Origin of the sequence: Citricoccus sp., from assembly GCF_032154715.1 — a bacterium.
GTDB lineage: Bacteria > Actinomycetota > Actinomycetes > Actinomycetales > Micrococcaceae > Citricoccus.
Map to the genome: position 1 here is coordinate 1 of NZ_JALDXU010000102.1, position 11902 is coordinate 11902.

The 11902-nt window shown below is 69.6% G+C and carries 10 protein-coding genes; 4 read left to right on the forward strand and 6 right to left on the reverse strand.

Annotated features, from left to right (window positions below):
• Nucleotides 1–112: 112 nt before the first annotated feature.
• The 5 genes from RUH65_RS13535 to RUH65_RS13555 are packed head-to-tail and all read right to left on the reverse strand — an operon-like array spanning nucleotide 113 to nucleotide 4889.
• Nucleotides 113–1378, reverse strand: a complete 1266-nt coding sequence (locus RUH65_RS13535) for an ABC transporter substrate-binding protein (RefSeq protein ID WP_313818093.1) — start codon at nucleotides 1376–1378, stop codon at nucleotides 113–115.
• Nucleotides 1375–2487 carry a branched-chain amino acid ABC transporter permease gene (locus tag RUH65_RS13540; protein WP_313818094.1) on the reverse strand — a complete coding sequence of 371 codons (1113 nt, stop codon included), beginning with the start codon at nucleotides 2485–2487 and terminating at the stop codon, nucleotides 1375–1377. Before RUH65_RS13540 ends, RUH65_RS13535 begins: the two co-directional genes overlap by 4 nt.
• Nucleotides 2487–3368 carry a branched-chain amino acid ABC transporter permease gene (locus RUH65_RS13545; RefSeq protein ID WP_313818095.1) on the reverse strand — a complete coding sequence of 294 codons (882 nt, stop codon included), beginning with the start codon at nucleotides 3366–3368 and terminating at the stop codon, nucleotides 2487–2489. Before RUH65_RS13545 ends, RUH65_RS13540 begins: the two co-directional genes overlap by 1 nt.
• A 2-nt stretch (nucleotides 3369–3370) precedes the next feature.
• A complete protein-coding gene (locus RUH65_RS13550) occupies nucleotides 3371–4081 on the reverse strand; it encodes an ABC transporter ATP-binding protein (RefSeq protein WP_313818096.1) in 711 nt (236 codons plus the stop codon).
• On the reverse strand, nucleotides 4068–4889 hold the full coding sequence (locus RUH65_RS13555; protein WP_313818097.1) for an ABC transporter ATP-binding protein: 822 nt from the start codon (nucleotides 4887–4889) through the stop codon (nucleotides 4068–4070). Before RUH65_RS13555 ends, RUH65_RS13550 begins: the two co-directional genes overlap by 14 nt.
• A gap of 285 nt (nucleotides 4890–5174) precedes the next feature.
• Here RUH65_RS13555 and RUH65_RS13560 point away from each other — a divergent pair, with 285 nt between their 5' ends.
• The 3 genes from RUH65_RS13560 to RUH65_RS13570 all read left to right on the forward strand — a co-directional run bounded on the left by RUH65_RS13560 (nucleotide 5175) and on the right by RUH65_RS13570 (nucleotide 9933).
• The gene (locus RUH65_RS13560; RefSeq protein WP_313818098.1) at nucleotides 5175–6677 is read left to right on the forward strand and encodes an NCS2 family permease; all 1503 of its coding nucleotides are present in this window, start codon (nucleotides 5175–5177) and stop codon (nucleotides 6675–6677) included.
• A gap of 95 nt (nucleotides 6678–6772) precedes the next feature.
• Nucleotides 6773–7516: a 3-hydroxyacyl-CoA dehydrogenase gene (locus RUH65_RS13565; RefSeq protein WP_313818099.1), complete on the forward strand. Its 744-nt coding sequence runs from the start codon at nucleotides 6773–6775 to the stop codon at nucleotides 7514–7516.
• Nucleotides 7517–7608: 92 nt separating this feature from the next.
• On the forward strand, nucleotides 7609–9933 hold the full coding sequence (locus RUH65_RS13570; protein WP_313818100.1) for a S9 family peptidase: 2325 nt from the start codon (nucleotides 7609–7611) through the stop codon (nucleotides 9931–9933).
• 54 nt (nucleotides 9934–9987) lie between these two features.
• Here the strand turns inward: RUH65_RS13570 and RUH65_RS13575 are convergent, their stop codons facing one another.
• Nucleotides 9988–10725: a tyrosine-protein phosphatase gene (locus tag RUH65_RS13575; protein ID WP_313818101.1), complete on the reverse strand. Its 738-nt coding sequence runs from the start codon at nucleotides 10723–10725 to the stop codon at nucleotides 9988–9990.
• A 257-nt stretch (nucleotides 10726–10982) separates the two neighbouring features.
• On the opposite strand from RUH65_RS13575, the gene RUH65_RS13580 reads away from it, so the two are divergent.
• A partial coding sequence (locus RUH65_RS13580) for an MFS transporter (RefSeq protein WP_313818102.1) occupies nucleotides 10983–11902 on the forward strand: 920 nt, incomplete at its 3' end.

Consider the following 11902-nt stretch of genomic DNA (forward strand, 5'->3'; position numbering starts at 1 on the left):
CCCGCTTCCGCACTGAGCTTTTGTGGGGGCTTCCGTACAGGTCTTCCGTACAGGTCTTCCGTACAGGTCTTCCGTACAGGTCTTCTGCGCGGGGCTTCTGTGCGGTACTGGCCTAGTCGAAGGACTCCGCGGTCTCGTAGCCCTGCCCGTTGTACTTCTGGACCACCACGGTGGACACGGCCGGCTGGCCGTCCTCGGTGGTGTTGACCGAGGTGCCCTCGAGCATCAGGGGGGCCTGCAGGTCCTCGATGCTGCGCAAGGCCTCCATGAAGTTCTCACGGGTCGGCTCGGTCATGGTCTTGAAGGCCTCCTCCAGAGTGGCACCCACCATGTAGCTCCACATGCAGTGCGGGAAGTCCGGCGTGGTGGTGTACTCGGCGGCGTACTGCTCGAGGTTCTCCAGGAAAGCCACCACATCCTCGTCCTCGGCGAAGGCCGGGCTCTGCGGGGCCTTGGCGAAGGACACCGAGTAGAAACCGTCCTCGGCGTCAGCGGCCGCCGGCTCGAGGATGGCGACCGGGCTGGAGGTGTTGGACGGCAGGAACCAGCTCGGGGACCAGCCCAGCTCGCGGCTCTTCTCGATCGAGGAGATGACGAGCGGGGTGATGGACATGGCGTTGAAGAACACGTCCGCGTCCGTCCCGGCGAGTTCGGTGAGCTGGGCGTCGACCGAGGTGTCCGTGGCCTCGTAGGTCAGTTCCGAGACGATCTCGATGTTCTCAGACCCGGAGATGGCCTCCTTGAAGCCCTCGACGTAGCCTTCGCCGTAGTCGTCGTTCTGGGACAGGATGGCGACGGTCAGGTCCTCGTCGGAGCCGGCCAGCAGTTCACCGAAGGCCTCACCCTCGTTCTGATAGATCGGCACGAAGCCCAGCTGCCAGGGGCTCTCGGTCTGATCGCTGAAGATCGGATCACCGGTCTGGACGAGCACCTGGGGGACCTCGGAGTCGATGGCCGCCTCGCGGTAGGCCCTGTTGGTGGGCGTGCCGAGGCCGGAGGTGAAGGCGAAGACGTCGCCCTGGTTCTGCTGGAAGTTGGACAAGGCCTTCTGTGGGTCATACGTGTCATCGAACGCCTCGATCACGACCTCGCGGGTGGTGCCGTCACCGAACTCGACGCCGCCCTCGGCATTGGCGGCACCGAAGTAGGCCGCGAGGCCGGCCACCGTGCAGGTGCCCGGGCCGGCCGTGCCACCGCTGAGCGGCGTGGTGACGCCCAGGGTGATGGCCTCGTCTGTGATGCCGGGGCTGGCTGCCGCGCCGCCGCCGTCTCCACCGCCGTCCGATCCGCCGCCGTCAGAACGGCCGCATCCGGACAGGGCCATGGCGGCGACGGCGCCCATGGCAACGGCACTGAGAACCTTCTTCTTCAGGATCATGGCGAGTCTTCCTTTACTGAGGCACTGCTGGGAGGGGTAGTGGGAGGGGTGCTGGGGGTGGTGCTGGGTGGGGTGCTGGGTGACGGGTCGGATGATGACGGTGACGCGTCGGGGGGTGAGGAGGCTGGGGGTGACGAACGTGATGAGCGGCCGGTCCAGCGGCGCAGCACCCGGGGCAGGCTGGCGATGCCGCCGGGCAGGACGAACAGCACCAGCAGCAGGATCGCGCCCTGGATGAGCGAGGTGAGGGTGGGCGCCACCTCGTTGGTGAAGTTGGGGACCAGCACGTAGTAGATGCCGCCGATCAGCGAGCCGATGATGCTGCCGGCGCCGCCGACCACCATGGCGGCCAGCAGACTGATCGAGTGGTGGAAGGCCAGGGTCTCGGGAGACGTGTACTGGATGACCACCATGTAGAGGAAGCCGCTGACACCACCGACCATCGAGGCGATCGTGAAGGCGAGGACCTTGTACCGGTAGGGCGAGATGCCCATGGCCCCGGCCACGGCCTCGTTCTCCTTGACGATCCGGAAGGCCCGGCCGTACTTGCCACGGACCAGGTTGAAGACCAGCAGGAAGGTGATTCCGCCGATGGCCAGCACGAGGTAGTACTGCCACTGGTCGTTGGCCAGGCCGGTCCAGTCGGGCGCGGAGGAGAACCGGGCGGAGACGCCCTGGGAGCCGCCGGTGACGTCGCTGAGCCGCTTGGCCAGGGGGACGCCGATGATCGGCAGGGCGATCGTCACCATGGCGATGGCCAGCCCCCCGAGCCGCGCGGCCGCCAGGGCCACGATCAGCCCGACCACGCCGGGGATGACGACGGCGGCGAGGAACACCAGGGCGATGTTCCAGCCGTTCTCCACCCCGTAGGCGGTGACGTAGGCACCGAGGCCCAGGAAGAAGATCTGGCCCAGGGAGACCTGGCCCGTGTAGCCCATGATCACGTTCAGTCCGAGCACGGCGACGGCGAAGACGCCGATCCGCGCCAGCGTCTGGTTGACGGGGATGGGCAGCAGCAACGGGGCCACCACGAGCAGCAGCACGACCACCACGGCGAGGGTGAGCTGGAACCACGGGGTCCGGAGCAGTCCGGTCTTCTGCGTGCCCATCAGACTCGCACCACGGTCTTGCGTCCGAACAGACCCTGGGGGCGCAGCAGGAGGACCACGAAGAGCAAGATGAACGGCACCGCGATCTTCAGGTCATGGCCGATGATCGGCACGTAGACGGCGGCCAGGTTCTCCAGGACGCCGATCAGCCAGGCCGCGACGACCACCCCGACGGGGCTGGTGATCCCGCCGAGGATGACGGCGGCCAGCGCGTAGACGAGGGTGGTGTCCAGCATGCCCGGGGTCAACGAGAGCCGTGGTGCCACCAGGGCGCCCGCCACCGCGCCGAGTGCGGCGGCCAGCCCCCAGCCGACCATGAGCAGCCGTCCGACGGGCAGCCCCGCGAAAGACGCGGACTGCCGGTTGTCCGCCACGGCCCGCAGGGCCAGGCCCAGCTTGGTCTGGCGGAACAGCAGCTGCAGCAGGACCATGATGCCGGCGATCACCAGGAAGGTGCCGAAGGACCTCCAGCTGATGGCGGCACCCAGGAAGGTGAAGGCCGAGGACGGGAACAGGGAGGGGAACTGCAGGTTGTTGTAGGACCAGAGCCACCCGCAGATGCCGGTGAGCAGGGTCAGCAGGCCCACCGTGACCACCACCTGGGTGTCCTCCGCCCCGCCCATGAAGCGGCGCATCAGGAAGCGTTCGATCAGCGCCCCGATGATGAACGAGGCCGCCACGGACAGCAGGATCGCCACGATCAGGGGCAGCCCGAGCCCGAGGAAGGTGAAGGCGAGGTAGGCCGAGAGCACGGCCATGCCACCCTGGGCGAAGTTGATCATGCCGGTGGACTGGTTGACCAGGACGATCGCCAGCGCGATCGCCCCGTAGACGGAGCCCATGGCGAGGCCGTCGACCACCAGTTGAATCAAGGTTCCCATCATCAGCCTCCCAGGTATGCCTTGCGGATCTCGTCGCGGCCCTTGAGCTCCGCCGAGGTTCCGCTCAGGACGCTGCGGCCCGTCTCCAGGACGGTCGCCGTGTCCACGATCGTGAAGGCGAGGTTGGCATTCTGCTCCACGAGCAGCATGGCCACGCCGGTCTCCTCGCGCAGCACCCGGATCGCGTCATAGACGGTCTTCGCGGTGCTGGGTGCCAGCCCCAGTGAGGCCTCGTCCAGCAGCAGCAGCTTGGGCCGGGCCATGTAGGCGCGGCCCACGGCCAGCATCTGCTGCTCGCCTCCGGAGAGAGCCGAGGCGTTCGCCGTGTAGCGCTCCTGCAGGTTGGGGAACAGCTCCAGCAGGTGATCGATGTCCTGCTGGATCCGCTTGCGGTCCTTGCGCAGGTAGGCGCCCACCAGGAGGTTCTCCTTGACCGTGAGGTTGCCCAGGGTCCCGCGTCCCTCCGGGACGTGGGCGATCCCGAGGGCGGCGACCTCGTTCGGCTTCCGGCCGCGGATGTCCTGACCCTCGAAGCGGACCTGTCCACCGGTCCGGACGGCGCCGCTGATGGCGCGCAGGGTGGTGGTCTTCCCCGCCCCGTTGGCGCCGAGGATGCCCACGGCACCCTGTTCGGGGACACTCAGGGACACCCCGTGGAGCACCTGCACGGGGCCGTACTGCGCCGTCAGGTCCGTGATCTCAAGCAGCGTCATCGCCGATGCCCTCCGCACTGTCCTTGCTGTCCTCGGTGTCCTTGGTGTCCTTGCCCAGATAGGCCTCGATCACCCGGGGATCGGACTGGGCCTCCGCCGCGGTGCCCTCCATGAGCTTGCTACCGTGGTCCAGCACGACAACGCGGTCCGCCAGGGCGGAGATCACCCCCATGTGGTGTTCCACGATCACGAGCGTGATCTCCCCGGCGGCCTTGAGGCCGTGAATGGTCTGAATGAACGAGTCGACCTCGCCCTGGGACAGCCCGGCGGCGGGCTCGTCCAGCAGCAGCACCTGCGGCCGCGCCATCAGGGCACGGCACAGTTCGACGCCCTTGTGCAGGCCGTGGGAGAGTTCGTCCGCGCTGCGGTGCGCCGCCCAGCCGAGGCCGAGATCGTCCAGCCGGCCCAGTGCCTCGGTCCTCAGTTCGCGCTCGCTACGGACCATCGGCGGCAGGCGCACGGCCCACGACGCCGGCCCGCCAGGCAGACGCGCGTGTCCGCCCAACAGCACGTTGTCCAGGACGGTGGACTCCAGCTGCAGCGCCGGATGCTGGAAGGTCCGGGCGAGACCGTGGCGGGACATGCCCGCCGGCCGGGTCTGGCTGATCTCGGCATCATCGATCCGGATGGAGCCGGAGCTCGGGCGGTAGTGGCCGGAGATGCAATTGAACAGGGAGGTCTTGCCCGCGCCGTTGGGGCCGACCAGGCCGAGGACCGTTCCCGGTTCCACGGCGAAGCCGACCTCCTTCAGGACGGTCACTCCGCCGAAATGGAGGTTGACATCCGCCAACGTCAAACGTGCTGCCATGGGCCCACTGACTCTTCCGGTGCAGGGTGAAGGGGACACCACTCCCGCAGGAGTGGCGCAGACGGGTCCGCCCGGAGGGGGGTGATCCGGATCACAACCGCGTCTGGCTTGGATCGTAAGCGCATCCGGCCCAGATTGCCAACAATATTGGTGGCAATCCCTGGGACCGTGCCCTTTTCGTGACGTCCGGCCGGCGATCCCGCCTCGTGTGACGTCCCGCACAAGACCGCCCCCGGGGCCTCCCCGCCTGCCTCGGTGACGGCCCCCGCCGCTAACATGTCCTCCATGCCTTCGCCAGAGTCGTCCTCCGCTCCCGCCACCCTGGACACCGTGAACTCCGTGGACAGCGCGGGACCGAAGAACGCCCTGGACCGGTTCTTCCTGATCTCCAGACGCGGTTCGACGGTGGCCCAGGAGATCCGCGGCGGCCTCGCCACGTTCCTGGCGATGAGCTACATCATCGTGCTCAACCCGCTGGTCCTCTCCGGCCCCGACGCCAACGGGGACACCCTCGGCATCGCCCGGGTGGCCGCGGTGACGGCGCTGGTGGCCGGGATCTCCACCATCGCCATGGGCGTGTGGGCCCGCCACCCCTTCGCCTTGGCCGCCGGCCTGGGCGTCAACGCGCTCGTGGCCATCACGGTCGCCACCACCACCGGGATCACCTGGCCCGCCGTCATGGGCCTGGTGGTGATCGCCGGCCTGGTCATGGTCCTGCTCGTGGCCACCGGGTTCCGGCAGGCCGTGTTCAACGCCGTCCCGGACGCCCTGAAGACCGCGATCGTGGTGGGCATCGGCCTGTTCATCGCCCTGATCGGCCTGGTCAACTCGGGCTTCATCCGCCGGGTGCCCGATGCCGCCGGGACCACCGTGCCGGTCGGGCTGGGGACCGGCGGGGAACTGGAGGGCTGGCCGGTCCTGGTCTTCGTCGTCGGGCTGCTGGTGACCGCCGTGCTCGTGGTCCGCAAGACCCGCGGCGCCATCCTCATCGGGATCGTGGTGGCCACGGTGCTGGCCAACATCCTGGAGGCCGTCTTCCACATCGGCCCGTCCGTGGACGAGGCCGGCAACACCAACCCCACCGGCTGGTCCCTCGTGGCACCCTCCTTCCCCGAGTGGACCGCCCCGGACCTCTCCCTCGTGGGCCAGGCCGACCTCCTCGGCGCCTTCACCCAGGTCGGCCCTCTGATGGCCCTGTTGCTGGTCTTCGCCATCCTGCTGTCCGTGTTCTTCGACGCCATGGGCACCTCCGTGGGCTTGGCCCGCGAGGCCGGCAACGTCACGAAGGACGGGGACATCCCGCACCTGAACCGGGTCCTCATGGTGGACGCCCTGGCCGTGTCCGGCGGCGGCGCCGCCTCCGGTTCGGCCAACCAGATCTTCGTGGAGTCCGGAACCGGCATCGGCGAGGGCGCCCGCACCGGCTTCGCCTCCGTGGTCACCGGTGTGCTGCTCCTGTTGTCGATGTTCCTGACACCGCTGATCCACCTGGTGCCGTTCGAGGCCGTGGCCCCGGCCCTCGTGGTGGTCGGCTTCATGATGGCCACCCAGGTGGTCCAGATCGACTGGGCGGACTGGGGTGCGGCCCTGCCGGCCTTCCTCACCATCATCCTGATGCCCTTCACCTACTCGATCGCCAACGGCATCGGCGCCGGCATGATCGCCTACGCCGTCATCCGCACCGCGCAGGGCCGGGCCAGGGACGTCCACCCGCTGCTGTGGGTGGTGGCGGCCGCGTTCGTCGTCTACTTCGGCATGGGCGTCTTCCGCGGCCTGCTCGGCGTGTGACGCACACCATGGCCGGACTGCGGTACGGTCTGAGTCGTTAACCCCCGTTAACCGGGCCGTCCGGGCCGACCAGACCCACCGCACCCAGGAGCACCATGGAGTTCACCGACCGCACGTTCCTCGTCACCGGCGGGGCCTCGGGCCTCGGCGCCGCCACGGCCCGAGCCCTGCTCGCCCGTGGTGCCCACGTGGTGGCCGCTGACCTGAAGGGCACGCCCCCCGAAGGGGCCGTCCTCGTCGAGACCGACGTGACGGACCCGGCGCAGGTGGCCCACGCCGTCGAGGTGGCGGGCCAGCAGGGCGGGCCGCTGGCCGGCGTCGTGAATTGCGCTGGCATCGCCACCGCGGAGAAGGTGCTCGGCAAGACCGGTCCGCACGAGCTGGAGTCCTTCGCGCGCACCGTGCAGATCAACCTCGTCGGCACGTTCAACGTGATCCGCCTGGCCTCCGAGGCGATGGCGCAGAACGAGCCCGGGGAGGACGGCGAGCGCGGAGTCATCATCAACACCGCCTCCGTGGCGGCCTTCGACGGCCAGATCGGCCAGGCCGCGTACTCGGCGTCCAAGGGCGGCGTGGCCGCCATGACCCTGCCGATCGCCCGCGAACTGGCCCGGCACGGCATCCGCGTCATGACCATCGCCCCCGGCATCTTCTGGACGCCGATGATGGCAGGTCTGCCGGAGACCGCGCAGGAGTCGCTGGGCCAGCAGGTCCCGTTCCCGTCCCGCCTCGGCCAGCCGGAGGAGTATGCGGAGCTGGCCCTGCACATCGTGCAGAACCGGATGCTCAACGGCGAGACCATCCGCCTGGACGGCGCCATCCGCATGGCCCCGAAGTAGAGCCGGCCCGCACGGCACACAGCGCCTCAGCCGAGAGCGGACCACCCGCCCCCACACCCGGGGCCGGCGGCCCGTGCTGTTGAATGGCCTGTATGACTTCCGCGAGCTCCCAGCAGACCAGCACGGATACCACGACGCCGGCCGGCGGCTCCCAGCCCCCGGTGGCCGAGGCGCGGCCCGTGAACCGCGCACACCACGGGCACACGTTCACCGATGACTTCGATTGGCTGCGGGACAAGGAGTCCGACGAGGTTATCGCGCATCTGGAGGCCGAGAACGCGTACACGGATTCCGTGACGGCGGACCAGGAACCGTTGCGCGCGGCGATCTTCGGGGAGATCAAGGCCCACACCGTGGAGACCGACCTCTCCGTGCCCTCCCGCAAGGACGGCTGGTGGTACTTCGCGCGCACCGAGGAGGGCCAGCAGTACGCCACCCACTGCCGCGTGCAGGCCACCGACACCGGAGACCGGCTGGCCGACTGGACCCCACCGGTGATCGAGCCCGGTGTGCCCGTGGCCGGCGAACAGGTCATCCTGGACGGCAACGCCGAGGCCGAGGGCCAACCCTTCTTCTCCCTGGGCGGGATCGCCGTCTCCCGGGATGGGAACCTGATGGCCTACGCCGTGGACCACGCCGGGGACGAGCGCTTCACCCTGCGCATCCGGGACCTGCGCACCGGGACTGACCTGGCGGACGAGATCCCCAACGTGTCCTACGGGCTCGTCTTCGATCCCTCCGGCTCCCGCGTGTTCTACACCGTCCCGGACCACTCCTGGCGCCCCTACCGGATCCTGGCCCACACGCTCGGCACGCCCGTGGAGCAGGACCAGCTTCTCTTCCAGGAGGACGATCCCGGCATGTGGTCCGGCTTCGGGCTCTCGGCGGACCGCACCGAGCTGCTGGTCTCCGTGGGCAACTCGGAGATCGCCGAGACGCTCGCCCTGGACCTGCCCGCCACCCCGGACGAGCCGCTGGGCGAGCTGCGGATGCTGGTCTCCCGAGACCTCGGCCTGCTGCACGACGTGGACCCCGTCACCCTGGACGCCGGGGCCGGCTATGACGGCCAGGACCACCAGCCGGGCCGGTACTACGTCATCACCCACAACAAGGACTTCTCCAGCGAGGACGAGGAGCACGGCCCCACGCCCGCCCCGAACAACATGGTGTCCCTGGCCGCCCGGGAGACGGTGACGGACCCGCGGTTCTGGCGCACCGTCGTCGGGCATTCAGACACCACGAAGGTGGACGGCACCGCGGTCACCGCCACGCAGCTGGTCCTGGGCGTGCGCCGCGAGACGACCCCGCGCACCCTGGTGATGCCACTGGCCGGCCTCGGGACCGCGCAGCAGGCGGCACCGGTGGAACCGGACTTCGGCGAGGAGCTGTACGCGTGCGAACTCGCCGGCGCCCCGTTCGACTCGCCGTTCCTGCGGTTGGGGTACTCCTCCTGGGTCACTCCTACCCAGGTCCTGGACTACGAGGTGGATGGCGGCGGGGACTCCAACCGCATCCACCTGCGCCGGCAGGTCGAGGTCCCCGGCTATGACCCGGAGCAGTACCTCGTGGAGCGCTGGTGGGCACCGGCGGACTCCGGGGACAACGCCGGCCGGCCGGTGGCCGTGCCGCTGACCGTGATCCGCCGCCAGGACATCGAATGGGACGGCTCCAACCCGTGCGTGGTGTACGGCTACGGCAGCTATGAGATGTCCATGGATCCGGGTTTCACGGCCGCGCGGCTGTCCCTGCTGGACCGGGGCGTGGTCTACGTGGTGGCGCACGTGCGCGGCGGCGGCGAGCTGGGCCGCAACTGGTATGACCACGGCAAGAAGCTGCACAAGAAGAACTCGTTCACCGACTTCGTGGACGCCACCCGCTTCGTGGCGCAGTCCGGCTGGGTGGATCCGGACCGGATCGCGGCGATGGGCGGTTCCGCCGGCGGACTGCTGATGGGCGGCGTGCTGAACCTCGCCCCCGAGCTGTACCGGGCCTGCGTGGCCCAGGTGCCGTTCGTGGACGCGCTGACCTCCATCCTGGACCCGGATCTGCCGCTGTCCGCCCTGGAGTGGGAGGAGTGGGGCAATCCCATCGCCGATCCCGAGGTCTACCGGTACATGCAGGAGTACACCCCCTACGAGAATGTGCGTGCCGTGGACTACCCGGCGATCGCGGCGGTGACCTCCCTGAATGACACCCGCGTGCTGTACGTGGAACCGGCCAAGTGGGTGCAGCAGCTGCGCCGCACCGTCACCTCGGACCAGGCCACGCCACTGGCCGAGGGCGGTGCCCCGATCGTGCTCAAGACCGAGATGGACGGCGGCCACGGCGGTGCCTCCGGCCGGTACCGGGCCTGGGAGGACCGCGCCTGGGACTACGCCTTCCTGCTGACGGCCCTGGGCGCCACCGAACTCCGCTGACGCACTCCTGGTCCGGGGCGGCATTCTCCGTCCCGCTGGCGGACCGGAAGCGTGTCAGCCCTGTTGGAGCTTGGCCCGCACCGCGTCCACCTCGGCGGCCGTGACGCCGTGGGCCAGGAGCAGATCGGCCACGGCCTCGGCATCCGGCAGCGAGGCGGCGAACTCCTCCAGGGCCACGATCCGGCCGGAGAGGAACGCATCCAGCTCCGTCCCCTCCAAGTGCCGCTCATGGGGGTGTGGCACGGGGCTGATGCGGTGCCACTCATTGATGCCGCGGGCGCCGGCGTCGTACTGGGGTCCGACCAGGTCCCGGCGGCCGACGAGCAACAGCAGCAGGGTGACCACCAGGCCGGTCCGGTCCCGTCCGGCCGAGCAGTGCAGCACCACCGAACCGGGCGCGGCGGCCATGGCCGCGAACACGGCGGCCACACGGTCCGGGAAGTACTCGAGTGTGGCCGGGTAGTACCGCGGATGGTTGGGATAGGGTGCGCCGGCGGACAGCGCGGGGGCCAGATACTCCTCATAGCCGTCACGCGTGGGGTCCTCCACGGGGCGGTGCAGGATCTCGATGCCGGCATGGGCCTCCTCGGTCACCTCGGGGTCCGTGGGGCGGCGCCGGCGTTCGGAGGCGCCGCGGAGGTCGATCACCGTGCTGACGCCGTCCCGGCGCAACTGCTGCCAGCCGAGATCCGTCAGCCACTCCTGCCGTCCCATCCGGTAGATTCCACCCAGGACGCGGCGGGCATTGACCGCCCCCTCCCACGTCACGGGGCCCCTGAAATCCTCACTCATGCGCCCCACTGTGCCACTTGCACCACCCTCGGCGCCGACCGTGATGCACCTCACCCGGATTTGACCTCGCCCCCACCGCCTCGGCTACGGTCGATTGTCTGCAATCCCAGGTGGGTCCCCGAGCCAGCATTCCGGGGCCGTCCTCACCGGACTCGACTCCGGCGCCCCTGGTCCACCCTCCCCGGGAGGACCGGGCCTCACGCCTGATCGGCCCTGGAACACCCCTGGCGGGGTGAACCGCACCAGGAAGATCACCTGTGTCCGAAACAGAGTCCCATCCCTCGGCAGTTCCCCCCTCTGGCTCACCCCAGACGGCCGCGCAGTCCGGGCAGTCCCGGCGGCGCAACCGCTTCTCCCGGCCGACCCGTCCACCGCGGAAGAAGACCCCGGCCGCCGCCATCCGCAAGGCCACGGCCGCCTCGGCCCTCGGCAACGCGACCGAGTGGTACGACTACGGCGTCTACGCGGTGGCCACCGCCTACATCACCCAGAACTTCTTCCCGGGCGAGGGCGGCATGCTGCTGACCCTGGCGACCTTCGCGATCTCCTTCCTGGTCCGCCCGATCGGCGGCCTCGTCTGGGGTCCACTGGGTGACCGGATCGGCCGCAAGGGCATCCTCGCCCTGACCATCCTGATGATGTCCGGCGCCACGTTCCTCATCGGCGTGCTGCCCACCTTCGAGCAGGTCGGCGTCCTGGCCCCGATCCTGCTGATCGCGCTGCGTATGATCCAGGGCTTCTCCACCGGTGGCGAGTACGGCGGCGCGGCCACCTACATGTCCGAGTACGCCCCGGACCGCCGCCGCGGCTTCCTCGGCTCGTTCCTGGAGTTCGGCACCCTGGGAGGCTTCGCCCTGGGCACGGCGATCATGCTGCTGCTGGAGCTCATCCTCTCCCCCGAGCAGATGTCCTCCTGGGGTTGGCGCCTGCCCTTCTTGCTGGCGGCCCCCATGGGCCTGATCGGCTTCTACCTGCGCTCCAAGCTGGATGACACCCCGGTCTATGAGGAGATGAACGGCTCGGCGGACCCTGGCACCGCGCACGACGCCGGTGCCCCGGCCGGCACCCCCACCGCACCGGCCGCGTCGGCCGGCTCCACCACCGCGGACGACGCCCCGGCGAGCGGGACGCCGGCGCCGCCGTCGTTGCCGGCGCTGTTCCGCGGGCACTGGAAGCC

What these genes read in the sequence shown, in the direction of transcription:
- RUH65_RS13535 (WP_313818093.1), bottom strand. Translation starts at nt 1,378, where the DNA reads ATGATCCTGAAGAAGAAGGTTCTCAGTGCCGTTGCCATGGGCGCCGTC.
- RUH65_RS13540 (WP_313818094.1), bottom strand. Translation starts at nt 2,487, where the DNA reads ATGGGCACGCAGAAGACCGGACTGCTCCGGACCCCGTGGTTCCAGCTC.
- RUH65_RS13545 (WP_313818095.1), bottom strand. Translation starts at nt 3,368, where the DNA reads ATGGGAACCTTGATTCAACTGGTGGTCGACGGCCTCGCCATGGGCTCC.
- RUH65_RS13550 (WP_313818096.1), bottom strand. Translation starts at nt 4,081, where the DNA reads ATGACGCTGCTTGAGATCACGGACCTGACGGCGCAGTACGGCCCCGTG.
- RUH65_RS13555 (WP_313818097.1), bottom strand. Translation starts at nt 4,889, where the DNA reads ATGGCAGCACGTTTGACGTTGGCGGATGTCAACCTCCATTTCGGCGGA.
- RUH65_RS13560 (WP_313818098.1), top strand. Translation starts at nt 5,175, where the DNA reads ATGCCTTCGCCAGAGTCGTCCTCCGCTCCCGCCACCCTGGACACCGTG.
- RUH65_RS13565 (WP_313818099.1), top strand. Translation starts at nt 6,773, where the DNA reads ATGGAGTTCACCGACCGCACGTTCCTCGTCACCGGCGGGGCCTCGGGC.
- RUH65_RS13570 (WP_313818100.1), top strand. Translation starts at nt 7,609, where the DNA reads ATGACTTCCGCGAGCTCCCAGCAGACCAGCACGGATACCACGACGCCG.
- RUH65_RS13575 (WP_313818101.1), bottom strand. Translation starts at nt 10,725, where the DNA reads ATGAGTGAGGATTTCAGGGGCCCCGTGACGTGGGAGGGGGCGGTCAAT.